Below are 22,105 nucleotides of genomic sequence, written 5' to 3'. Positions count from 1 at the left end.
AACCCCGCCGTTAGATAGGGTGGGTCGCTGTGCCGCTTGCCCGTGCCGACAGGCGACTTCCCTAGAAGATAAAGCCCGGTGCGCCGGGAGCGCCTGGGTGCGCGCCGCCCCCGCCGCTACCGCCGCCGCCAGGCGACGCAATTCCCAATTCAGCATGGGCGTTACCGCCGGTGCCGCCGGTGCCGCCGTTGCCATCAAAGAAATTGCCACTGCCGCCGCCACCGCCCTTGCCGCCGGTAGCGTGACCAACGGAGTCCTCGTTCCTGATGAGAGCCTGGCCGCCGATACCTCCCGTGCCGCCCTTGCTGTCGCCGGCGCCGCCGCTGGCGCCGTTGCCGCCGAAGGCGTCTCCGGTTCCCCAGTTCTCCGCCTGGCCGCCGTTGCCGCTGTTGCCGCCTTGGCTCCCGGGTGCCCCGGGCGAGGCCTGGCCCCCAACGGCATTTCCGGTTCCGTAAGTGATGGCGGTACCGCCATGGCCACCCCAGCCGCCGTTGCCGAGAGTGGGGATGGTGGTTGAGCCCGCAACGCCGGCGGAGCCGCCGACGACGTCAAACGCGTACGTTGCGATCTGGACTTCCACCGAGCCGCCGCTGCCGGCGTTCCCACCGTGGAAGCCGGCGCCGCCGTTGCCGCCGGTCGCTCCAACAGGCTGGAATGTCGACGTGCTGGCGCTGCCAATGGTCAGCGGGCCGCCGTTGCCGCCGGTGCCGCCCGTGGAGTTGGGGCTTGCGGCGCCGTTGCCTCCGTTACCGGCCATGATCGCGCCCGTGCCGTCGGTGAATGCGAAACCGCCGGCGCCCCCGTTTCCGCCCTGAACGGTACCGCTCCCGCCGTTGCCGCCCCTGCCCGCGGTGACGGTGCCTGATGACGCGGTGTTGTGGATCGACGCGCCGCCACCGGTGCCGCCGTTTCCGCCCACAAAGCCGCCAGCGCCGTCAACGCCATCGCTGCCAGTCGCGTTTCCGGTGCCCCAGTTCTCCGCCGCGCCACCACTGCCGCCATTTCCGGCAGTACTCCCGGCACCGCCCACCCCCGGGGTGCCACCAAAGGCGTCTCCCGTTCCGAACGTCTTCCCCATGCCGCCGGCCCCGCCGTTGCCGCCTTTACCAGTGCTACCGACGCCGCCCAGTCCGCCGTTGCCGCCGGTGGCGTCGACCCCAGAGGCGTCGGCTGCCTCGGTACCGATAATCACGTTGCCCCCGGCACCGCCGAACCCGCCGTCGATCCCGTCTCCGCCATCGCCGCCGGTGGCGCCGACTGGAACAAACGTCGATGCGCTGTTGGCGATTGTCAGAGTGCCGCCATTACCGCCGTTGCCGCCGCGGTGCCCGCCGTCGCCACCTCCGCCGCCGTCGCCGGCGGTAATGGCGTCGGTCCGGAGGGTGAAGGCGTCGCCGCCTCTACCGCCATCGCCGCCATTTGCGTTGTTGCCGCCGTTGCCTCCATGGCCGCCCGCGCCACCGCTGCCGCTCAGGGCACCACCATTACCGCCGGCGCCGCCGTTGCCGCCGTTACCGCCGCCTACGACCGAGCCGTTACCGCCCAACCCACCGGCGCCGCCATTTCCGTAGAAGCCGCCTGCGCCGCCGGCCCCGCCGTTGCCTCCGTTTCCGGCGCCGTCAGCGCCGGCGTCATAGCCGGCGCCACCCGCGCCGCCCGTTGCGGGTTGTGCTGCATTGCCGGGAAGACCGTCGGCGGCGCCGGAAATGCCGTTGCCACCCACGCCCGCGACGCCCTGATCGCCCGCCATGCCGCCGCCGCCACCATTGCGGGTCGTGGCGTCGCCGTCGGCGCCGGCACCACCGTCGCCGCCCTGCCCGGCGTCGCCTCCGGCGCCACCGGCGCCGCCCACACCGTTGGCGCCCGCTTGGCCGAACAGGGAGCCTTTGCCCCCGGGGCCACCCGCACCGCCGTTGCCGCCGGCGCCGCCCGTGCCGCCTATGCCGCCGGGGCCACCGTCTGCCCCGGGGGATGCTCCGGCGGAACCGACGCCACCGGTCCCGCCGACACCGCCAGCGGCGCCAACGCCTCCGGCACCGCCGGGGCCGCCCAATCCGAAGAGCAATCCACCGGCACCGCCGGCCCCACCATTTCCGCCGGGTCCGCCGTCGCCACCGTTGCCGCCGGCCCCACCTCCGATTGCACCCGGGCTGCCAGCCGTTCCGGCTATTCCGGCCCCGCCGGCCCCACCCGCGCCACCGTTACCAAACAGCCCGGCATCTCCGCCACGCCCACCGGGCTGGCCGGCCGCGCCCGATCCGCCGTTCCCGCCATTGCCCCACAAGATCCCGCCCGGGCCGCCGTATTGTCCCGTCCCGGGTGTCCCGTTGGTGCCGTCGCCGATCAGCGGTCGCCCCAACAGCAGATTGGTGGGGGCATTGATCACGCCCAGCACCGCATCGACGAGCGCCTGCAACGGGTTGGCGCTCGCCGCCTCGGCGGCCACATATGCGGCCCCGCCGGCACTCAAGGCCCGGACAAACTCGGCGTGAAAGGCCGCCGCCTGCGAACTCACCGCCTGAAACTGCTGACCCTGGCTGGAAAACAGCGCCGCTATTGCCGCCGACACCTCGTCGCTTGCGGCCGCCGCCACGGTGCTGGTTGAGTTTCCGGCGCCGGACGTGGCCGCGGTCACCGCCCTGCCGATTCCCGCCAAATCCGCGGCCGCCACCGACAGCATCTCCGGTGCAGTGATCACATACGACATGGCGGTCCTCCCAGCTGGGCCGCCGAAGCCCATCGAGATTCTGAGATTTCGAGCACCTAGCGTATGCACATTTCGCACAAAAGATTCCCCCAACGAAATACTTTACGGAGGCGGCAATTTGCAGCCCTGACGTGAGAATTTTTCGATGCGCGACATCAACAGGCCGACTTGATGATGATAAAGCGGCCTTGGCGACGACGGTCGGGGGCCGCAACTTCACTTCAGGCCGTCCGGCCCTCCAACTGCGCCTTCCTCTTGCCGGCCCACTCGACCATCGGATACCCGGCCTTGCGGTCGCAGACCGTCATCAGCAGCACGACGTGCAGCACCGCAGTCAGCCCGTAGGTACAGGTCCAATCGGGACGCGTCATCGTCCACGTCAGTATTTCGTCTTCCGGTATGCCGAAGGTGCCGAGTCGCATTGGCCTGAAAGGGCCGGTCGGGCTCACGCCTACGGCGTCGTCATGGCAGTCGGAGACTTTGCTGAAGGCACTCCAGACCACTTCGTGGGTGTTCAGTTCGTAGTCGTAGACGTCGATCGACTCGGCGTACAGCGCCGAGGAACCCCCAAGCTCGTAAGCCGACTCGGCGAAGTCCGATGCGCCAGATGGTCGCAACGGCGAACCTTTGAACAACAGCGCCGCCGAACACACCGGCGGTTGAACGCTGGTGAAGTAGTTGTCACCCACTGGCGCCGCACTCGCCCGCCCCAGTGGGGTGTCGTCGCCGTCCTGCAGTAGCAGGGCCTGCGCGGAAATCGGTCCGGACGGTCGACTGCCCCCAGCACGGACCGGGTCACCGGGTACCGAGGTGGTGCAACCACTCAGCACCACCGCAGCGAGGAGCAGCGCAATCGCGAACCGGCTACCCGAGACCATGGGGGGACCGCAGGACGTCCGGACGATAGCGGGCCACCAGCGAGCGCACCGTGTCCATGGCCGCCACGGCGCGATCCTTGTCAACGGCCTGGATCGCCAGCACCGGAATGTACTCATCATCGGGCAGGTCGATCCGTGCCCAACGGGCACCCCGCGGAAACGAGAAACCAACCACGTCGGACCACGGCACCAGCTTGTCCCCCAACAAGTTACGCACCGACAGTCCCGCGGCGCCGACCCGTAGCCGCGGGCGCGCGAAGAGCAACACGAAGCCGGCAAGGACCAAGCCGAGCACGATCATCGCCACCTGATCGGCCGTCTGGAAAACCACTCCGCTGGAACTCGCTTTGAGTAGCAGGCCAATGGCAACATGCACCACCACAATGAAAATGGCAGCGCCATAGGCGAATAGCGGTGTCCGGTGCGGACGCGCGACATAGTCCCAGTCGTCCGTGCCGGAGAGATTCGATTTCGCAGTCACGATTGAGCGCGGAGGTCGCGCAACGTCAACGCCGTGCTCAGCGCCGCGGCCGTCGCTTGACCACCTTTGTCCTCGGCGGACGACGGTAGCCCGGCACGATCCAGCGCTTGTTCCTCGGTATTCGTGGTGAGCACACCGTTGGCGACGGGTGTCGAAGTGTCCAGCGCCACCCGAGTCAGCCCCTGAGTTACCGCGTCGCAGACATAGTCGAAATGCGGCGTCTGGCCGCGAATTACGACGCCCAACGCGACGACGGCATCATGATTCCGGGCCAATTCCTGCGCCACGACCGGGATCTCGATCGCGCCGAGCACACGAACCACGGTCGGATCCTCGATGCCCGATTCCTTCGCGACCTTGCGGGCACCATCGAGCAGCGCATCGCAGATCTTGGTGTGCCAAGTACTGGCGACGATGGCCAAGCGCACATCCGAAGCGTCCAGGGCGGGCATGTCCGGGACGCCAGCGCCTCCGCTCACAGCGCCCCGCCGAATTCACCTGGGAGGTGGACGGATTCGTGGAAATCGTCCAAACCCGCCAAGTCGTGTCCCATCTTGTCGCGCTTGGTCATCAGGTACCGGATGTTCTCCGCGTTGGCACGCACCGGCAGCGGCACCCGCTCGATGATGTGCAGCCCGTAGCCGTCCAGCCCCACCCGCTTGGCGGGGTTGTTGGTCAGCAGTCGCATCGACCGAACTCCGAGATCGACGAGAATCTGTGCACCTATTCCGTAATCCCTTGCGTCGGCCGGCAATCCGAGCTTGAGGTTGGCGTCCACCGTGTCGGCGCCGGCATCCTGCAACTGATAGGCCTGCAATTTGTGCATCAGGCCGATACCGCGGCCCTCATGGCCGCGCATGTACAGCACCACACCGCGGCCCTCGCGCGCGACCATGGCCATCGCGGCATCCAGCTGTGGTCCGCAGTCGCAGCGGCGCGAGCCGAACACGTCGCCCGTCAGGCACTCGGAGTGCACGCGCACCAACACGTCGTCGCCGTCGCCGGTGGGCCCGGCGATGTCGCCGCGCACCAACGCGACGTGTTCGACCTCTTCGTAGATGCTGGCGTAACCGATGGCCCGGAACTCTCCGTGCCGGGTGGGGATCCGCGCCTCGGCTATCCGCGCGATGTGCTTCTCGTGCTTGCGCCGCCACTCGATCAAATCAGCGATGGTGATCATCGCCAGGCCGTGCTCGTCGGCGAATACGCGCAGCTCATCGGTTTGAGCCATCGCGCCCTCGTCCTTTTGACTGACGATCTCGCAGATGGCACCCGCGGGCTGCAGGCCCGCCATCCGGGCCAGGTCGACGGCGGCTTCGGTGTGACCGGGACGCCGCAGCACACCGCCGTCCTTGGCGCGCAGCGGAACCACGTGGCCGGGGCGGGTGAAATCGTTGGCGATGCTGGTCGGGTCGGCCAACAACCGCATGGTGGTCGCCCGGTCTGACGCCGAAATACCGGTTCCCACACCGTTTTTGGCATCGACTGTGACGGTGTACGCGGTGCCGTGCTTGTCCTGGTTCACCGCGTACATCGGCAACAGGCCCAATCGGTCGCAGATGGCCCCGTCCAGCGGCACACACAGGTAGCCCGAGGTGTACCGAACCATGAAGGCAACGAGCTCCGGCGTGGCCTTTTCGGCGGCGAAGATCAGGTCGCCCTCGTTTTCCCGGTCCTCGTCGTCGATGACAACAACGGCCTTACCCGCCGCAATGTCGGCAACCGCCCGCTCGACGGAGTCCAACCTCGTCATCGCTCACCTTGCTGTCGGACCGGCCCACACCATTAGCCGGTTGCTTTCAGTATGAACCACCGTTTTGGCGCGGTTATTGCCCCTGCTTGATGACCGTCGTCACACCCCCGGCGGCTTTGCGACGGTGACCGGCGCATTCCAGTTCGAAAACGTCATCACCAGGCTCTTCCCGGCACTGGGATCTAGCTGGAACTGCACAATCTGGTGTTCACCGTCCGTTCGGATCCACGCGGTGGCCGGAACGGGTCCGGTGGCGGCGAGCTTCGGGACGAACTTGTTGACGGCATCGCCCCTGACCTGCCCGGCGATGCGCAGCGTTTCGACGCCGTTGATCGTTTCGATGCCGGCGGCCTTGGCATCGGTGAAGTTCGCCAGCAGGTGAGCGATACCGACACCAGGGTTCAGCACTGCCGTCGGGTCGTAGACGTCGGAGGCGGCGCCCAGATTCGTCCAATCACCTGGCTGCAGCGCTGCGAAAAGAGTGCCGTCGATCACGACGAAGTCGACCTCCGTGTCCGACCCGGCGAATCGAAGGTTCTCCTTCCCCGCTGCGCCTGCGCTGGGAGTCGTCGTGATATCGCCGTCCACGGTCCGGAACGGCATCCCGGGGATGTCGCCGGTGACGGTCTGGACGAGGTGTGCGCTGGTGAGCGCGACCGCGTTGCGATACGACTGAGTCAGCAGGTCCGCGGCATTGGGCAAGGCGGGCTGGCGGGTCGGGCCGGCCTGGGCGGTCTGGCTGCCCGAGCCGACCGCCCGATCTCCCGCACCGGCGAGAGCGACGACCAGAACAATGGCCGCCGCTGCGAGCGCGGCGACGGCGGAAATCACAGCGGCGGGGTGCCGCCACCACGGACGGGCGGGCGGCAGGGCAGGTGGTTCGGGACGGACGGCTGGCTCTGGACCGGCAGGGGCACTGATGGCGTCCCGCGCGGCTTGGACGAGTTGCAAGGCAGTGGGATATCGCAGCTCTGGCCGTTTCGCCATGCCGATGGCGATCACCTGATCGAGTTGGGCCGGCAAATCCGGCCGCACCACCGATAGTCGGGGCGGCGGAACGGTGAGGTGGGCTGCGACCAGTTGCGCCATCGTCTCGCCGGCAAACGGCGGTTGACCGGTGAGGCATTCGTAGAGCACGCAGGCCAACGAGTAGACGTCGGCGCGCGCGTCCTCTTCTATCTCGTTTCCCAGCCGCTCGGGAGCGATGTACTGAAAGGTTCCGATTGCGTGACCGGCCTTCGTCATGCGCGTGTCGTCGAGGGCGCGGGCGATACCGAAATCGATCAGGTATGCGAAGTCGTGGCGGTCTACCAGCACGTTTGACGGCTTGACGTCGCGGTGCAGCAGGCCGACCTCGTGCGCGGCCTGCAGCGCTTTGGCGACTCCGTCGATGATGTGCACCGCCCGCGCCGGCTCTAACGGCCCGTCCGCGAGCACGGTTTGCAGGTCGCGGCCCTCGATCAGCCGCATGTCGACGTACAGCTGGCCGTCGATCTCGCCGTAGTCGTGAATGGGGACCACGTGCGGGGTGCTCAGCCGTGCGGCGGCGTGTGCTTCTCTGCGAAACCGTCGCTGAAAGTCCTGGTTCTCGGACAACTGGGTGGTAAGCAGCTTGATGGCGACGACACGGTCGGTGGCCGTGTCATGTGCGCGCCACACCTCCCCCATGCCGCCCCTGCCCAGCAATTCGATCAGGTGGTAGCGCCCGAAGTCCCTTCCCTCCACAAGGCCTCCTTGGCGCAAATAACGGCTACTTGTGGCTCAGTAGCCGTTCAACATATTTCGCGATCACGTCGACCTCGAGATTCACCTGCGTTCCCACCGGCGCGCTACCCAGCGTGGTGAGTTCCCGGGTCGTCGGGATCAGCGAAACCTCAAACCAATCCCGGGGCTCGGCACCGAGACCGGACACGGTAAGCGAGATCCCGTCAACGGTAATCGAACCTTTTTCCACGATGTAGCGAGCGACCGCCGGAGGCACCTCGATACGCACCACTTCCCAGTTTTCGGACGGCGTGCGGGCCACGATTTTGCCGGTCCCGTCCACATGCCCCTGCACGATGTGCCCGCCGAGTCGGCTGTTGACGGCGGCCGCGCGCTCCAGGTTGACCCGGCTGCCGAGTTGCAGCTCGCCGAGGTTGGACCGGTTCAGCGTCTCGGCCATCACGTCGGCGCTGAACTGGCCGTCGGCAAGCACGTCGACCACCGTGAGGCAGACACCGTTGACGGCAATCGAGTCGCCGTGCCTGGCATCGGCGGTGACAACGGGGCCTTTGATAAGTAGCCGCGCGGCGTCAGCGAGGGCTTCCCGGCCCGTCACCTCTCCGAGTTCCTCGACAATTCCGGTGAACATCGTCCCAGGCTAATGACTGATAGATAGGCACTGCACACGAGTGGCTGACCGGCCACGACGGAGCCACCCTCTACGATGCTGGGTATGCCAAAACCCCGCCGTCTATTCGCTGTGCTCGCAGCCATGAGCGTCGCGACCCTGTTGGTCGCTGGATGCTCTGGCGACAAGAAGGACAGCGGCGGACCACTCCCCGACGCAAAGCCGTTACTCGACCAGTCGACCGCCGTGACCAAGGCCGTCAAGAGCGCCCACCTGGTCATGACGGTGACGGGCAAGATCCCGCAGCTGCCGCTCAAGACGCTGACCGGGGACCTGACCACCACCCCGCAAACCGCGGGAAAGGGCAACGCCCGGATCATCGCCTTCGGCAATGAAATCGACGCCGACTTCGTGATTCTGGACGGCGAGCTCTACACCACCGCGCTCACCCCGGGTAAATGGGACGACGTCGGCAAGATCAAAGATCTGCTGCACTACGACCCGTCCACGATCCTGGACCCGCAAAGCGGTGTCGCGAACCTGCTGGCGAACCTCGCCGACCCCAAGGCCGAGGGGCGCGACACCATCAACGGTCAGAGCACGATCCGCATCAGCGGCAACGTCAACCCCGATGCCGCCAACAAACTCGCGCCGTTCGATGCGACGGGTCCCACGCCGACCACCGTCTGGATTCAAGAAAACGGTGATCACCAGTTGGCGCAGGTAAAGCTCGACAAGGGTTCCGGCAACGCGTTCACGATGACGTTGTCGGCCTGGAATGACCCGGTGCAGGTCGAGAAGCCAGCGGGGGCCTGATCAGGATGCGGGCCGGACGCCGAGTAGCCATTAGCGCGGGAAGCCTCGCGGTACTGCTGGGTGCTCTCGACACCTATGTCGTGATCACCATCATGCGCGACATCATGAGTGATGTCGGGATCCCGATCAACAAGCTGCAGCAGATCACGCCGATCATCACGTGGTACCTGCTGGGCTACATCGCCGCCATGCCGCTGCTCGGCCGGGCTTCGGACCGGTTCGGCCGTAAGTTGATGCTGCAGGTCAGCTTGACCCTGTTCCTGGCGGGCTCGGTGGTGACCGCCCTGGCCGGGCATTTTGGCGATTTCGACATGTTGGTGATCGGCCGCGCGGTCCAAGGCGTGGCCAGCGGCGCATTGCTCCCGATCACGCTCGCTCTCGGGGCTGACCTGTGGGCGCAGCGCAACCGCGCCGGCGTCCTCGGCGGCATCGGCGCCGCGCAGGAACTCGGCAGCGTGCTCGGTCCCCTGTACGGCATCTTCATCGTCTGGTTGTTCCACGACTGGCGTTTCGTGTTCTGGATCAACGTTCCACTCACCCTGATCGCCATGGTCCTGATCCAGTTCAGCCTGCCGTCGCACGACCGCAGCGCCGACCCGCAACGGGTCGACATCGTCGGTGGTCTGCTGCTGGCCCTGACGTTGGGGCTCGCCGTCTTCGGCCTGTACAACCCCAACCCGGATGGGCAGCACATTTTGCCGCCCAACGGTGCGTGGCTGGTGCTCGGGGCGATCGGGGTCGGCGTGGCGTTCTTTGTCTGGGAGATCGTTGCTCGGACCCGGCTGATCGAACCGACCGGAGTGCAGTTCCGGCCGTTCCTGTCCGCGCTGGGCGCATCGCTGTGCGCGGGCGCGGCGCTGATGGTGACGTTGGTCAACGTGGAACTGTTCGGTCAGGGCGTGCTGCTGAAGAGCCAGAATGAGGCCGCAGCCATGCTGCTGCTGTTCCTGGTCGGGCTGCCGATCGGCGCGCTGATCGGCGGTTGGATCGCCACCCGGGCGGGCGACCGCGCGATGACATTCGTCGGCTTGCTCATCGCAGCCGGCGGCTACCTGCTGATTTCGCACTGGCCCAGGGACCTGCCGCATTATCGGCACGACGTTTTCGGGCTGTTCCAGCTACCCGCCATGGAAACCGACCTGCTGATCGTCGGCATCGGATTGGGCCTGGTCATCGGGCCGCTGTCGTCGGCCACGCTGCGGGTCGTCCCGGCAGCCCAGCACGGCATCGCGTCCGCGTTGGTGGTGGTGGCCCGGATGACCGGGATGTTGATCGGTGTGGCCGCGCTCAGCGCCTGGGGGTTCTACCGGGTCGAGAAGATCTTCGAGGCGAAGTTGGCCACGTTGCCACCGCCCGGCCCGAACGACCGCGGGTTCGCGCGACTGGCCATACAGGGGCAGCTGAAGCTGGACTCGTATGTGGAGATGTATGGCGGCATATTCACCATCACCGCCGTCGTCTGCGTCGTCGGGGCGGTGCTTGGACTGCTTATCGCCGGCCGCAAGGGCCACCCCGACGAGCCGGAGGACCGGGACCGGTCTCCGGAAACTGCGTCCGCGACGGCCGTCGCCGCTACCGAGCAACCAAGCTGAGCAGCAGGTCCGACCCGACCTGTTCGACGCTGTCGAACTGCCAGCGCAACGCCTGGGCCATGCTGGTCACGCCGACGTCGTCGACCGCGGTGACGGGACCACCCAGCAAGATGGGTGCCACGTAGGCCAAGATCCGGTTGATCGCCCCGACCCGCAGGAAGGCGCCCGCCAGGGTGGGACCACCCTCCAACAGGACATCGGTGCGGTCGGCCAGGGATCTGAGCACCTCTATCGGGTCGCGGGTGCGGATCACCATCGTCCGGGCATCGTCGTTCAGAACTTTGGCTTCCGGCGGAATCTCCCGGGTGCCCACCACCACGCGCAGCGGCTGCTGCGGCGCCAGGGACCCGTCAGGTAGCCGGGCGGTCAGCGCCGGGTTGTCGGCGAGGACGGTGCCGGTGCCGACCACGATCGCGTCGGCGATGGCCCGCCGGCGGTGCAAGTCCGCACGCGAGGCTTCGCTGGAGATCCACTGGCTGGAACCGTCGGCCGCTGCGCTGCGGCCGTCGATGCTGGTGGCGTACTTCCACGTCACGTGCGGCAGGCCGGTCCGCTGCTTGTGCAACCACTCGCGCAGCGGGCCCGCCGCCACCTGATCGGCCAATATCCCCGACCGCACTTGCACACCGGCCCCGGACAACCGACCGGCGCCGCCGCCGGCGATCCCGTTCGGGTCGTTGACGCCGTATATCACCGTCCCGACCCTGGCCTCGATCAGTGCGTTCACGCACGGCGGAGTCTTGCCGTAGTGGTTACACGGCTCCATGGTGACGATCGCGATGGCACCAGCCGCCAGCCGGCCCGCCCGGCGCAGCGCGACGACCTCGGCGTGGTCGCCTCCAGCAGGCTCGGTTGCCCCGACACCGACGACCTTGCCTTCTTGGTCGACGATGACCGCCCCGACGGGCGGGTTCGGATAGGTGGTCCCTTTGACCGAGTAAGACTGCGCGATGGCGAGTTGCATCGCCTCTTCGATGCTCTTGACCTGTTCGACGGTGGTCATCGGCGGCTCATCGGCTCAGGTGGGGCGATGCGGCACTGGCTCGCCTGCGCAATGCCTCAATGGCGGCGTCGGGATCCTCGGCACCGTAAACGGCTGATCCGGCAACGAAGCAATCGACGCCGGCTTCCGCGGCTTGCTCGATCGTTTCCTCATTGATGCCGCCGTCGATTTCCACCAAAATTTTCAGCTCCCCCCCGTCGACCATCTTGCGCACCGTGCGCACTTTAGACAGCACTTCGGGAATGAAGCTCTGTCCCCCAAATCCAGGTTCTACAGACATGATGAGCAAGGTGTCGAAGTGCCGCAAGATTTCGAGGTATGGCTCGAGCGGGGTGTTCGGTTTGACGCTGATCCCCGCTCGTGCCCCCGCGGCGCGGATGTCGCGCGCCACCGCGATCGGGTTGTCCGTGGCCTCCGCGTGGAAGGTGACGTTGTAGGCACCCGCTTCGGCGTAGGGCGGCGCCCACCGATCCGGGTTCTCGATCATCAGATGGCAATCCATCGGGATGTCGGTGGCGGCCAGCAGGGCCTCCACCACCGGCAGGCCGATGGTCAGGTTCGGCACGAAGTGACCGTCCATCACGTCGACATGTAACCAATCGGCGCTGGGCACGGCGGCCGCTTCGTCGGCAAGCCGAGCGAAGTCGGCGGCCAACAGTGAGGGTGCAATCAGCGGTCCCTCCGGACGAGAAGGCATGTGCGACAGATTACTGAGCGTCCGGCAGTCGCCGCAGCGCGGCTGCGAACATGGCGTCGGTGCCGTGTCGGTGTGGCCAAAGCTGCACGTAGGGCCCGTTTCCCAATCCCTCGGTGACGGGCACGAACAGCTCACGCGCATCCAGCGCCTGCACCGGGTGGCGCCGCAGCGCGTCGGCGACCACCCCGACGGTTTCAGCGAGGTGCGGCGAGCAGGTCGCGTAGAGCACCACGCCGCCCGGCCGGGTCAGGGCGATCGCGGCTGCCAGCAGCTCCCGTTGCAGCTTGGCCAGCGCCGACACATCGGCGGGTTGGCGACGCCAGCGCGCCTCCGGACGCCGGCGCAACGCGCCCAGGCCGGTGCAGGGCACGTCCACCAGCACCCGGTCGAAGCCCGGTTCCAGGTCCAGCTGCCGCCCGTCGGCCCGGACTACCTCGACCGGCAGCCCGCGCGTGTTCTCGGCCACCAGATCGGCCCGATGCGGGGACGGCTCCACCGCGGTCACCCGCGCCCCGACTTGCGTACCCAGCGCGGCCAGCAGCGCGGTCTTGCCGCCGGGCCCGGCACACAGGTCGAGCCACCGGCCGGCGTCTTGGTCGACCGATGCCAGCGTCAGCGCTCGCGCCACCAGCTGACTGCCCTCGTCCTGGACCAGGGCCTGGCCCTCACGCACCGGCGCAAGCTGTCCCGGATCGCCACCTGGCAGGTAGACCGCGTAGGGCGAATACCGTCCGACATTGCCGTGCACCAGGTCGGCCAACTCGGCGGCGCTCAGCACACCGGGTCGCGCCGCCAGGTGCACCTGCGGCCGTTCGTCGTCGCTGGCCAAGACCGCATCGAGTTCGGCGGCCGATGCGCCCAGCGCGTCCGCGAAGGCCTGGGCGATCCAGCGGGGATGCGCATGCCGGAACGCCGCGTGGCCGATCGGGTCGCGGGTGGCGTCGGGCGCCAGCTCGTCCACCCAGGACGATTCGTCTCGCGCGGCGATCTTGCGCAGTACGCCGTTGACGAAACCCGCTCGGGCATTGTCGAATTCGATGCCCGCCTGGTCGACCGTGGTGGAGACAGCGGCGTGTGCGTCAACCCGAGTGCGCAACAGCTGGTACGCGCCTAACCGAAGCAGGTCGAGCAGGATCGGATCGATCGCCTCGGCGGGACGTCCGGCGGCCGCGCCGATGATCGCGTCCAGCAGCCCCCGGGTCCGACAGGCACCGTAGGCCAATTCGGTGGCGAACGCGGCGTCGCGGCCGGCGATGCCTCGTTCCCGCAACAGAGCTGGCAGCACCAGGTTCGCGTAGGCGTTGCGCTCGGTGACCGCCCGCAACGTGTCGAAGGCCGCGCGGCGTGCCGGATCCAGCCGCTTACGTTGCGGCCGCTGTGGTTTGGGCTTCATGAGGCACGCACGTCAGGATCGAGCCGAGCACCCCGCGCCCAGTCGGCGGCATTCATGAGTTTCTTCCCAGGCGGTTGAATTTGGCCTAGCCGCACCGGGTCCGAGCTGGTACCGATCCACACGTTCTTACGGTCGACCTGAATTGCTCCGGGCGGCAGTGTTTTCGGGGCGTCGGGACTGGTATCGACTTGCACCGGGCCGAGTTTGACGCGTAGATCACCGATCAGCGTCCACGCGCCCGGGTTCGGGGTGACCGAACGAATCCGCCGTTCGATGACCTGAGCCGGCAGATCCCAGCGCACCCGGGCCTGCTCGACGGTGACCTTGGGCGCCAGGCTGATGCCCTCGGTCGGCTGCGGACACGGCGTCAACGTCTGGTCGGCGATGCCGTCCAGGGTTTGTGACAACAGTTCGGCTCCCGAAATGGCAAGGCGTTCAAGAAGATCGCCGGCGGTATCGGTGGGCCGGATGGTCTCGGTGACCACACCGTAGACGGGACCGGAGTCCAGGCTCGGCTCGATCAGAAAGGTTGTGGCTCCGGTGATCGTGTCCCCCGCCGCGATCGCCGCCTGTACCGGTGCCGCTCCCCGCCAGGCGGGCAGCAGCGAGAAGTGCAGGTTGACCCAGCCGCGCGGGGGGACGGCCAGCAGTGCGTCGCCGAGCAGCGCACCATAGGCCACCACGGCACAACACTCTGGCGCCAACTCGGTTAGTTCGGCGACGAACTCCGGCGAGTTGGGCCGGGACGGCCGCATCACCGGTATGCCGCGGTCGAGCGCCGCGCGGGCTACAGGTGACGGCTCCGGCTTCCCGCGCCGCCCTGACGCGGCATCGGGCCGGGTCAGCACCGCGATGACGTCGTGATTCGGCGATTCGATGAGTCGGCGCAATGACGGCAGCGCGGGTTCGGGGGTACCGGCGAAGACAATGCGCACCGACTAAGTCTAGGAAGGCCGCCCTCGGAGGCATCACACGCCGTAGCCGGAAGACCACGGCAAACTCTCAGCCGGATCTAATGTTGCTAATGCATATTGTGTCCTACCAATAGTTTTGCTTAGAGCAATTTTTGAGCAAGGAGGACGGATGACTGTCGACACGTTGGCCGAAACGCACCGAGCCATGTGGGCGCTGGGCGACTATGCCCTGATGGCCGAGGAGGTGATGGCCCCGTTGGGACCAATCCTGGTGTCAGCGACGGGAATTGGGCCGGGCACCCGGGTTCTCGATGTGGCGGCCGGGTCTGGAAACATCTCGCTGCCCGCCGCACGGACGGGTGCCACCGTCGTGTCCACCGACCTCACCCCCGAACTGCTGCGGCGGTCACAGGCGCGCGCCGCGGAGCAGGGACTGACGCTGGACTACCGAGAAGCCAACGCGCAAGCTTTGCCGTTTGGTGACAACGAGTTCGACACCGTGATCTCGGCCATCGGCGTGATGTTCGCACCGGATCATCAACGCGCGGCTCATGAGCTGGTGCGGGTGTGCCGACCGGGCGGCACGATTGGCGTGATCAGTTGGACCGGAGAGGGATTCTTCGGCCGGATGCTAGCCGCGATCAGGCCGTACCGGCCGAGTCTGTCGGCGGCGCTACCCCCGTCGGCGCTGTGGGGACGCGAGGCCTACATCCGCGGCCTGTGGGGCGACCGCGTCACGCATGTCAGGACCCGACGCGGGGCGTTGAAAGTCGATCGGTTCGACACCCCGTGGGACGTCCACAACTACTTCAAGACCCACTACGGTCCGACCATCGAGGCGTATGCAAACGTCGGCCACAACCAGGTACTGGCCGCGGAACTCGACGCACAACTCGTCGAGCTTGCCGGGGAGTACCTGGCCGGCGGCGTCATGGCGTGGGAGTACTTGTTGGCCACAGCGGAAAAGCGTTGAGGCCGTTTATATTTCCTCGATGTTGACGTGGGCGTCCGGTTCGCCGCCGGCCGCGGTGAACGCCGTGAGGGCGCGCACCAGGCCGCGGCGTTCCGCCAGCGGCATTTGCTCCACGATGCGTGCGATTTCGGCACGTCGGTTCGCGGTGACTTTGGCCACGACGTCGCGTCCGCGCTGGGTGAGGGCGGCCAGCAACTCGCGTCGAGACTTCGGGTGCGGCAGTCGGTCGATCAGTCCGGCGCTGACGAGTCGGTCTACCATTCGCCCGGTCGCCGACGGCTGAACGCCGAGCAGCGTCGCCAACGTTGCGAGGTTGATCGGGCCGTGATTGGACAAGATCACCAGGGTTCGAAACTGCGGGATGGTGATCGTCTCATCGACCATCGCGATGGATCGCGCTGAGATGGCTACCAACAACCGGGATGCGGTGAGCAAAGAATCGGCAATCGCATCCACCGACTCCTCGGCTACGGCGTTGTCCGTCGACATGTGGGCCCTTTCCCCGGGTCTTCCGGCGGTCAACCTCTAGATACAACAGGGAAAGTGTAACAGCCTTCTACTGTCGTAGATGACGATTGTTTCTCATGGATACAATGACTATCCGATATGTAACGGGTCGATCTGCACGCGCACCGGCTCATGGTTCTGGCGAGCACTGAGCACCCCGACCGCCCGCCGCAAGCTCGCCGCGAGCTGCAAGCCAAGCTGGCGGTCGACCCGCACCAGCATCCTGGTCACTGGCGCCTCAGCGGGAGTGCCCGGCGGGCGGCGTACCCCCGGCGGCAGCTCAACCGGACCCAAAAGCTCGGCGCCCTCGGGCAATTCGACCTGATCCAGCAGGGCCCGTACACCCGCCGCGGTGCCGTCCAGGGCAGCGATGTGAACGCTTGGCGGCAAACCCACTTCGGATCGAGCTTCGAGTTCGGCGTCGGCGTGACCGACCGGATCCCAACGGATCAGCGCTTGCACCGTCGGAATGGACGCTTCGGCGACCACCGTCACCACACCGCCGTCCCGTCGCGGTCGCACCAACGCGGCCGCGGCCATCCACCTCCACAACGCCTCCTCGGCCGCACGCAGATCTTGCCGTCCCAGCAGAGCCCAGGTGTCCAGCAGCAACGCCGCGCCGTACCCGTCCTCGGCCGGCGGCTCCGCACCGGGCGTAGCAACCACCAGGGCCGGCTTGGCGACGACATCCGTGATGATGTGATCCCCCGCCGACGTGATCACCGCGGTTCCCGGGAAGGCTCGGCCGAGCTCTTCTGCGGTGCGCCGGGCCCCGACCACCACCGCGCGCACCGCGTCGGAGCCACAGCGCACGCAGCGAACCGTCGGGTCGATGCGTCCGCACCAACCGCAGACCGTGCCTTGCGCCGCCCGGTCCTGCAACTGCAGCGGACCCGTGCAGTGCCGGCAGCGGGCGATCGTGCGGCAGCGCCCGCAGGCCAACGCCGGCACATAGCCGCGGCGCGGAACCTGCACCAGCACCGGCGCTCCCGCCTCTAACGCCGAACGGGCCGCGCGCAACGCGATGGAGGGTAGCCGTGCCGTGCGGGCTGCCGGGTCGCGCTCCTCGGCGTAACCGCCGTCGTCGAGGGCGACGACCCGCGGGCTCGCCGCGCGCACGACGGGCCGCGGCGCGACGATGTCGTGAGCCCAACCGCTGCGGACCAACGCATGTGCCTCCGCGGTCCGGGCGTAGCCGCCGATCAGCGCCGCGCACCGGGCCTGATGGGCGCGCAGCATCGCCACCTCGCGGGCGTGTGGATACGGTGCGCGCGGCTCCGCCAAGCTGTCGTCGCCGTCGGCCCAGACCATGACCAACCCCAGGTCGCTGAGCGGCGCAAACACCGCGCTGCGGGTACCGATTACCACCCGGGCGCGACCGCGCAGCGCCGCCAACCAGCGCCGGTAGCGTGCGGCCGGGCCCAAGCCGGCCGACAGCGCTACGACATGGTTCTCGTCGACCAGGGCGGTCGCGGCCCGCCACAGGGCGTCCAGGTCCCGCTGGTCAGGCACGATCGCCAGTACCGTGCGCCCCGCTCGGACCGTCTGGGCGGCGGCCTCGGCGAAGCGGTCCGCCCACTGCTCCCCCGGAAGTGCCTGCCACACGGCCCGAGCGGCGCGCGCCTCGGTCAACGCGGCCAGGAAGGCGCCGCCACGCCCATACACCTCCCAACCCGACGCGTCGACCGGCGCGACGTCCGGTGCGCCCAGGGCGGCCACGGCCTCTCGCTCCACTCGGGCATGCCGGGGCGGCACCGCCAGGCGTAGTACGTCGGGGCGGGTTCCCGCATAACGCGCGGCCACCGCGTCGACCAGGCGGCGGATCTCCGGGGTCAGCACAGGTTCGGGGGAAACGACCCGATCGAGCCAGCCCAGCTTGCCGTGATGGTCGGTGTCGTTGCGCCGTTCCAGGATGAAGCCATCGACCAGGCGGCCGTGGAATCGCACGCGCACCCGCACCCCTGGCTGTGCGTCGTCGGACTGCTCGGCGGAGACCAAGTAGTCGAACTCGCGGTCGAGGTGCGGCACCGACAACATCGGCAGTACCCGCGCGATCGGCTCTACTTCAAGGGATGCGCGGTCAGACCCCCGGGACACTTTGCTGGCCAACATGTTTCTCGGTCGTCACCGTAGCGATGGCCACCGACAACCAGATCTAAGTGGCTTCCGCAGGTTCGGCGACCTCGGTTTCGGCGGTTTCCTCACGGCCGAAGAAGAACCCGGCCGTGATCAAGACGAGGGCCCCCGCGTATGTCCACCAGATCGGAACTGCCAATGCTTCGTTGCCGAGAATGAACCGGCTGATGGCGATCATCGAGTCGGATACGGCAAAAGACACCGCCCCCACCGCGGTCCAGATCGTCGGCAATTTCGCCAGCAGCGCCGCGGACACCATGGTGGAAAGCACGATGATGTAGACGGTCACCGGGACGGTCAGCTTCTCCTTGCCCAGGTGCGGCCAGAACCAGGTCAACAATGACGCTGATGACAGGTACATCAAGACCGCGGCGCCGATGCGCACCCGCGAACGGGGCGACTTCAGCACCAGGGGTGCCAGCGCGGCCAGAAAACACAGATGCGCCAACAGGAATGAACCCAGGCCGAGCACAAATGACATGGGCCACCACGGAATGGCCAGCAGCCAATCGCCGCCCGCTGAGAACAAAAGTGCCGGCAGCAACCACCGTCGCTCCCGGGCGATCGGGTGGGCGACCGCAGCGGCGGCCAGCAACAGCGCCATCGACGCCTTGAACGGGGGCTGCAGAACCCACTGCCCGGTGAGGTCGGACCCCGGCGGCAGGCGCAGCGCAAGCACGGTCAGGTAGACGCCGTAGGCCAGGCCCGCCCAGCCGCCCAGCACCCAGCCGCCGAGTACGAAGCGCTTTGCGTACGGTACTTCCATGCCGAATTTGGACATCGCCGACGTGAAACCCGAGATCGACCCCATCCTGCTGAAGGTACTGGATGCCGTTCCGTTTCGGCTATCGACCGAGGACGGTATCGACGCAGTGCGCCAGCGGTTGCGCGACTTGCCGCGCCGTCGCGTGCACCCCGAACTTCGGGTGGAGGACCGTGCCATTGCTGGTCCGGCGGGGGCGATCGGAATCCGGATCTATTGGCCGTCAACCGGTTCCGACCACCCGGTGGTGGTCTTCTTTCACGGCGGTGGGTTCGTCATGGGTGATCTCGACACGCACGACGGCACCTGCCGCCTGCACGCGGTCGGCGCCGACGCGGTGGTGGTGTCGGTTGATTACCGCCTGGCCCCCGAGCACCCCTACCCCGCCGCGATCGAAGACGCTTGGGCCGCAACGCTATGGGTGGCCGAGCATGCTGCCGAGATCGGCGCCGACGCCGGCCGGATTGCCGTGGCCGGGGACTCGGCGGGCGGCACCATCGCGGCGGTGATCGCACAACGGGCTCGCGACAACGGCGGGCCGCCGATCGCGTTCCAACTGCTGTGGTACCCCTCCACCTTGTGGGACCAGTCGCTGCCGTCTTTCAGCGAGAATGCCAACGCGCTGATCCTGGATCGTAAGGCTGTTGCCGACTTCTCCCGTTGGTACGCAGGCGAAGTCGACATGTCCAACCCTCCGCCGGGCATGGCCCCCGGTCGTGCCGACAACCTGGCCGATCTGCCGCCGGCGTACATCGCCGTCGCCGGTCACGACCCGCTGCGCGACGACGGCCTCCGCTATGCGGAGCTGCTGGCTGCCGCCGGCGTTCCGGTCGAGGCGCACAACGCCGAGACGCTGGTCCACGGCTACGTCGGCTACGCGGGCGTGGTGCCTGCCGCGACCGCGGCGACGGACCGGGCGCTGGCGGCGTTGCGTGTTGCGCTCCACGGATAGCCCGGTGCTGCTTACCGTAAATAGATGACCGACTCGACCGTTGGCCGGCCCGGTATCGACCCGTTCTTGAAGATGCTGCTCGACGCCATACCGATGGCGTTCAACGCGGCCGACGGCGTCGAAGTCGCCCGAGCCCGGCTGGCCGCGCTCAAGGCGCCCCCAGAGTTGCTGCCGGACTTGCGGATTGAAGATCGGACCATCGGGTACGGCGAACTGACCGACATCCCGATCCGGGTGTACTGGCCAACCATCGACCGGGACAACCTGCCGGTGGTCGTGTACTACCACGGTGGTGGGTGGGCGCTCGGCAGCTTGGACACCCATGACCATGTGGCCCGTGCACATGCCGTCGGCGCGGACGCGATCGTGGTGTCCGTCGACTACCGGCTGGCGCCCGAGTATCCGTTCCCGACCGGGGTCAACGACAGCTGGGCCGCGCTGCAGTGGGTCGGCGAGCAGGCCGCCGAGTTGGGTGGCGACCCGAACCGGATAGCCGTCGCCGGTGATTCGGCGGGCGGCAATATCGCCGCGGTCATGGCGCAACTGGCTCGCGACAACGCCGGGCAGGGCGGACCACCGCTGGTCTTCCAGTTGTTGTGGTACCCGTCGTGCATCGGCGACCTGTCGCTGCCGTCGTTCAAAGAGCACGCCACCGCGTACATCCTGGATCTCGAGGTCATTGACGCGTTCCTGGGTTGGTACATACCGGGCCTCGACATCAGCGACTTCGAGACGTTGCCGACGATCCTGGCTCCCGGCAATGGCGATCTGTCCGGGCTGCCGCCGGCTTACATCGGCACCGCCGAACATGACCCGCTGCGCGACGACGGCGCCCGTTATGCCGAGTTGCTGCGCGCCGCCGGAATTCCGGTGGAGTTGTGCAATGAGTCGAATATGGTGCACGGCTATGCCAACTTCGCCTTGGTGGTGCCCGCTGCCGCCGAGGCGCTCAATCGTGGGTTGGCGGCTTTGAAAAAGGCGCTGCACGCCTGACATGCACCTTAACGCAGGGCGCCACTGGCATTTCGACGAATTTGTCGAACCGGCCGACGCGGTCGGTAGAACTGTCAAAGTCGCCGACGCCATCTGAAGAAGGTCTTAGGGACGCTAATCGCAAATACCTGAATTGACCACAGCCGCGTCGGGTCCGGTGCTGCTGCCACCCATAGCCGGCGGGAAGGGCTAGGTCTTGGCGAATGCGGGGCGGACTCATTGAACAACAACATATAAATGTCAAATCGCTTTACTAGAACTCGATGTTCGGCCAATATCCAGACAAAGACATTGCGGTTGATGACTTTGCGCGACAACCACTTTCCTAGTTGCTACTTGGTACTTGCAAATGCGTATCAAAAAGGATAGAACAATCCCGTCTTGCGTCACAGTGTGAGCCCATTTCCATTCGGGACCCTTTGGAGGTACCACATGTCGTTTGTATTCGCGGTGCCGGAATATGTCACGGCCGCGGCGTCGGATCTGGCGAACATCGAACAAACGCTCATCGCGGCCAATGCCGCAGCGGGCCTTCCCACCACGCACGTGCTGGCCGCCGGCGCCGATGAGGTCTCGACGGCCGTGGCGGCACTGTTCGGCAGCCATGCACAGGCCTACCAAGCGGTCAGTGAGCAAGCGGCGGCGTATCACGCCCAGTTCGTGCAGGCGCTGCAATCCGGTGCGGGCGCGTATGCCGCCGCCGAAACGGCCAACGCCTCTCCCCTGCAACAGCTGCTCAACCTGATCAACGCACCCACCCAGACCCTGCTCGGACGACCGCTGATCGGCGACGGCGCCAATGGTGCCGACGGGACCGGCGCACCGGGAGGTGCCGGCGGCATCTTGTACGGCAACGGCGGCCGGGGCGGATCCGGTGCCGCAGGCCAGGCCGGCGGTGCGGGCGGCGCGGCCGGGTTGATCGGGCATGGCGGTGCCGGCGGGCTGGGCGGCGCCGGGGCGGCCGGCGGAGCGGGCGGTACCGGCGGGTGGCTTTTCGGTAACGGTGGGGCCGGTGGGGCCGGCGGCGCGGCAACCATCGAGGGCGGCGCAGGCGGTAACGGCGGCGTTGGCGGTCGCGCCGTGGGGCTGTGGGGTGACGGCGGTGCGGGCGGCGCGGGAGGCGCGGGTGGACTCACACCGGTTCCCGGTGCCACCGGCGGAACCGGCGGCACCGGCGGAGCGGGTGGGGCCGCCGCCCCCTCCGTTACCGAATGT

Annotated in this window: 20 protein-coding genes; 6 read left to right on the top strand and 14 right to left on the bottom strand. The window is 67.5% G+C overall.

Features of this window, described 5'->3' with window-relative positions; translation table 11 throughout:
* Positions 1-61: 61 nt before the first annotated feature.
* From BST27_RS31315 to BST27_RS11015, 7 genes are all read right to left on the bottom strand, one after another.
* A complete protein-coding gene (locus tag BST27_RS31315; protein ID WP_069418508.1) occupies positions 62-2,707 on the bottom strand; it encodes a PE family protein in 2,646 nt (881 codons plus the stop codon).
* A gap of 221 nt (positions 2,708-2,928) precedes the next feature.
* On the bottom strand, positions 2,929-3,585 hold the full coding sequence (locus BST27_RS11040; protein ID WP_069418509.1) for a hypothetical protein: 657 nt from the start codon (positions 3,583-3,585) through the stop codon (positions 2,929-2,931).
* Positions 3,572-4,066, bottom strand: a complete 495-nt coding sequence (locus BST27_RS11035; RefSeq protein ID WP_069418510.1) for a PH domain-containing protein — start codon at positions 4,064-4,066, stop codon at positions 3,572-3,574. The genes BST27_RS11040 and BST27_RS11035 overlap by 14 nt, the downstream gene beginning before the upstream one ends.
* Positions 4,063-4,545 (bottom strand): 6,7-dimethyl-8-ribityllumazine synthase, encoded by a 483-nt coding sequence (gene ribH, locus BST27_RS11030; RefSeq protein WP_069418511.1) that lies wholly within the window; start codon positions 4,543-4,545, stop codon positions 4,063-4,065. Before ribH ends, BST27_RS11035 begins: the two co-directional genes overlap by 4 nt.
* On the bottom strand, positions 4,542-5,819 hold the full coding sequence (locus BST27_RS11025) for a bifunctional 3,4-dihydroxy-2-butanone-4-phosphate synthase/GTP cyclohydrolase II (protein WP_069418512.1): 1,278 nt from the start codon (positions 5,817-5,819) through the stop codon (positions 4,542-4,544). The genes ribH and BST27_RS11025 overlap by 4 nt, the downstream gene beginning before the upstream one ends.
* Positions 5,820-5,918: 99 nt before the next feature.
* Positions 5,919-7,544 (bottom strand): LppX_LprAFG lipoprotein, encoded by a 1,626-nt coding sequence (locus tag BST27_RS32375; RefSeq protein ID WP_069418513.1) that lies wholly within the window; start codon positions 7,542-7,544, stop codon positions 5,919-5,921.
* Between the two features lie 25 nt (positions 7,545-7,569).
* Entirely contained in the window at positions 7,570-8,172 is a 603-nt protein-coding gene (locus BST27_RS11015; RefSeq protein WP_069418514.1) for a riboflavin synthase, read from the bottom strand.
* Between the two features lie 84 nt (positions 8,173-8,256).
* Here BST27_RS11015 and BST27_RS11010 point away from each other — a divergent pair, with 84 nt between their 5' ends.
* Both BST27_RS11010 and BST27_RS11005 read left to right on the top strand, forming a co-directional pair.
* A complete protein-coding gene (locus tag BST27_RS11010; protein ID WP_069418601.1) occupies positions 8,257-8,967 on the top strand; it encodes an LppX_LprAFG lipoprotein in 711 nt (236 codons plus the stop codon).
* A gap of 5 nt (positions 8,968-8,972) precedes the next feature.
* Positions 8,973-10,559, top strand: a complete 1,587-nt coding sequence (locus tag BST27_RS11005; protein WP_069418515.1) for an MFS transporter — start codon at positions 8,973-8,975, stop codon at positions 10,557-10,559.
* Here the strand turns inward: BST27_RS11005 and ribD are convergent.
* The 4 genes from ribD to fmt are packed head-to-tail and all read right to left on the bottom strand — an operon-like array spanning position 10,540 to position 14,587.
* Complete coding sequence (gene ribD / locus BST27_RS11000; protein ID WP_069418516.1) at positions 10,540-11,562, bottom strand: bifunctional diaminohydroxyphosphoribosylaminopyrimidine deaminase/5-amino-6-(5-phosphoribosylamino)uracil reductase RibD; 1,023 nt, start codon at positions 11,560-11,562, stop codon at positions 10,540-10,542. The genes BST27_RS11005 and ribD overlap by 20 nt on opposite strands.
* Before the next feature lie 7 nt (positions 11,563-11,569).
* Positions 11,570-12,259, bottom strand: coding sequence for a ribulose-phosphate 3-epimerase (gene rpe, locus BST27_RS10995; protein ID WP_069418517.1), 690 nt, complete (start codon positions 12,257-12,259; stop codon positions 11,570-11,572).
* Between the two features lie 10 nt (positions 12,260-12,269).
* Positions 12,270-13,652 (bottom strand): RsmB/NOP family class I SAM-dependent RNA methyltransferase, encoded by a 1,383-nt coding sequence (locus tag BST27_RS10990; protein ID WP_069418518.1) that lies wholly within the window; start codon positions 13,650-13,652, stop codon positions 12,270-12,272.
* Positions 13,649-14,587, bottom strand: coding sequence for a methionyl-tRNA formyltransferase (gene fmt, locus BST27_RS10985; protein WP_069418519.1), 939 nt, complete (start codon positions 14,585-14,587; stop codon positions 13,649-13,651). Before fmt ends, BST27_RS10990 begins: the two co-directional genes overlap by 4 nt.
* 148 nt (positions 14,588-14,735) lie before the next feature.
* Between fmt and BST27_RS10980 the strand changes: the two genes are divergently transcribed.
* Positions 14,736-15,539 carry a class I SAM-dependent methyltransferase gene (locus tag BST27_RS10980; RefSeq protein WP_069418520.1) on the top strand — a complete coding sequence of 268 codons (804 nt, stop codon included), beginning with the start codon at positions 14,736-14,738 and terminating at the stop codon, positions 15,537-15,539.
* Between the two features lie 6 nt (positions 15,540-15,545).
* On the opposite strand, the gene BST27_RS10975 is transcribed toward BST27_RS10980, so the two are convergent.
* From BST27_RS10975 to BST27_RS10965, 3 genes are all read right to left on the bottom strand, one after another.
* Positions 15,546-16,028 carry a MarR family transcriptional regulator gene (locus BST27_RS10975; protein ID WP_069418521.1) on the bottom strand — a complete coding sequence of 161 codons (483 nt, stop codon included), beginning with the start codon at positions 16,026-16,028 and terminating at the stop codon, positions 15,546-15,548.
* A 108-nt stretch (positions 16,029-16,136) separates the two neighbouring features.
* Complete coding sequence (locus BST27_RS10970; protein ID WP_197518082.1) at positions 16,137-18,158, bottom strand: primosomal protein N'; 2,022 nt, start codon at positions 18,156-18,158, stop codon at positions 16,137-16,139.
* Positions 18,159-18,201: 43 nt separating this feature from the next.
* Positions 18,202-18,948 carry a lysoplasmalogenase gene (locus BST27_RS10965; RefSeq protein ID WP_069418522.1) on the bottom strand — a complete coding sequence of 249 codons (747 nt, stop codon included), beginning with the start codon at positions 18,946-18,948 and terminating at the stop codon, positions 18,202-18,204.
* Here BST27_RS10965 and BST27_RS10960 point away from each other — a divergent pair.
* The 3 genes from BST27_RS10960 to BST27_RS10950 form a co-directional block, all read left to right on the top strand.
* Complete coding sequence (locus BST27_RS10960; protein ID WP_069418523.1) at positions 18,947-19,897, top strand: alpha/beta hydrolase; 951 nt, start codon at positions 18,947-18,949, stop codon at positions 19,895-19,897. The two genes, BST27_RS10965 and BST27_RS10960, sit on opposite strands and share 2 nt — an antisense overlap.
* A gap of 24 nt (positions 19,898-19,921) precedes the next feature.
* On the top strand, positions 19,922-20,890 hold the full coding sequence (locus BST27_RS10955) for an alpha/beta hydrolase (RefSeq protein WP_069418524.1): 969 nt from the start codon (positions 19,922-19,924) through the stop codon (positions 20,888-20,890).
* A 432-nt stretch (positions 20,891-21,322) separates the two neighbouring features.
* On the top strand, positions 21,323-22,105 hold a 783-nt coding region (locus tag BST27_RS10950; RefSeq protein ID WP_139805100.1), incomplete at its 3' end, for a PE family protein.

It is taken from the genome of Mycobacterium intermedium, from assembly GCF_002086275.1.
Classification (GTDB): domain Bacteria; phylum Actinomycetota; class Actinomycetes; order Mycobacteriales; family Mycobacteriaceae; genus Mycobacterium; species Mycobacterium intermedium.
Note: the sequence above shows the minus strand (reverse complement) of the source record. Positions and strands in the feature narration are given on the sequence as shown.

Coding starts and splice junctions, on each gene's coding strand:
- BST27_RS31315 (WP_069418508.1), bottom strand. CDS start 2,707: ATGTCGTATGTGATCACTGCACCGGAGATGCTGTCGGTGGCGGCCGCG.
- BST27_RS11040 (WP_069418509.1), bottom strand. CDS start 3,585: ATGGTCTCGGGTAGCCGGTTCGCGATTGCGCTGCTCCTCGCTGCGGTG.
- BST27_RS11025 (WP_069418512.1), bottom strand. CDS start 5,819: ATGACGAGGTTGGACTCCGTCGAGCGGGCGGTTGCCGACATTGCGGCG.
- BST27_RS11015 (WP_069418514.1), bottom strand. CDS start 8,172: ATGTTCACCGGAATTGTCGAGGAACTCGGAGAGGTGACGGGCCGGGAA.
- BST27_RS11010 (WP_069418601.1), top strand. CDS start 8,257: ATGCCAAAACCCCGCCGTCTATTCGCTGTGCTCGCAGCCATGAGCGTC.
- BST27_RS11005 (WP_069418515.1), top strand. CDS start 8,973: ATGCGGGCCGGACGCCGAGTAGCCATTAGCGCGGGAAGCCTCGCGGTA.
- ribD (WP_069418516.1), bottom strand. CDS start 11,562: ATGACCACCGTCGAACAGGTCAAGAGCATCGAAGAGGCGATGCAACTC.
- rpe (WP_069418517.1), bottom strand. CDS start 12,259: ATGCCTTCTCGTCCGGAGGGACCGCTGATTGCACCCTCACTGTTGGCC.
- BST27_RS10990 (WP_069418518.1), bottom strand. CDS start 13,652: ATGAAGCCCAAACCACAGCGGCCGCAACGTAAGCGGCTGGATCCGGCA.
- BST27_RS10980 (WP_069418520.1), top strand. CDS start 14,736: ATGACTGTCGACACGTTGGCCGAAACGCACCGAGCCATGTGGGCGCTG.
- BST27_RS10975 (WP_069418521.1), bottom strand. CDS start 16,028: ATGTCGACGGACAACGCCGTAGCCGAGGAGTCGGTGGATGCGATTGCC.
- BST27_RS10970 (WP_197518082.1), bottom strand. CDS start 18,158: ATGTTGGCCAGCAAAGTGTCCCGGGGGTCTGACCGCGCATCCCTTGAA.
- BST27_RS10960 (WP_069418523.1), top strand. CDS start 18,947: ATGCCGAATTTGGACATCGCCGACGTGAAACCCGAGATCGACCCCATC.
- BST27_RS10965 (WP_069418522.1), bottom strand. CDS start 18,948: ATGGAAGTACCGTACGCAAAGCGCTTCGTACTCGGCGGCTGGGTGCTG.
- BST27_RS10955 (WP_069418524.1), top strand. CDS start 19,922: ATGACCGACTCGACCGTTGGCCGGCCCGGTATCGACCCGTTCTTGAAG.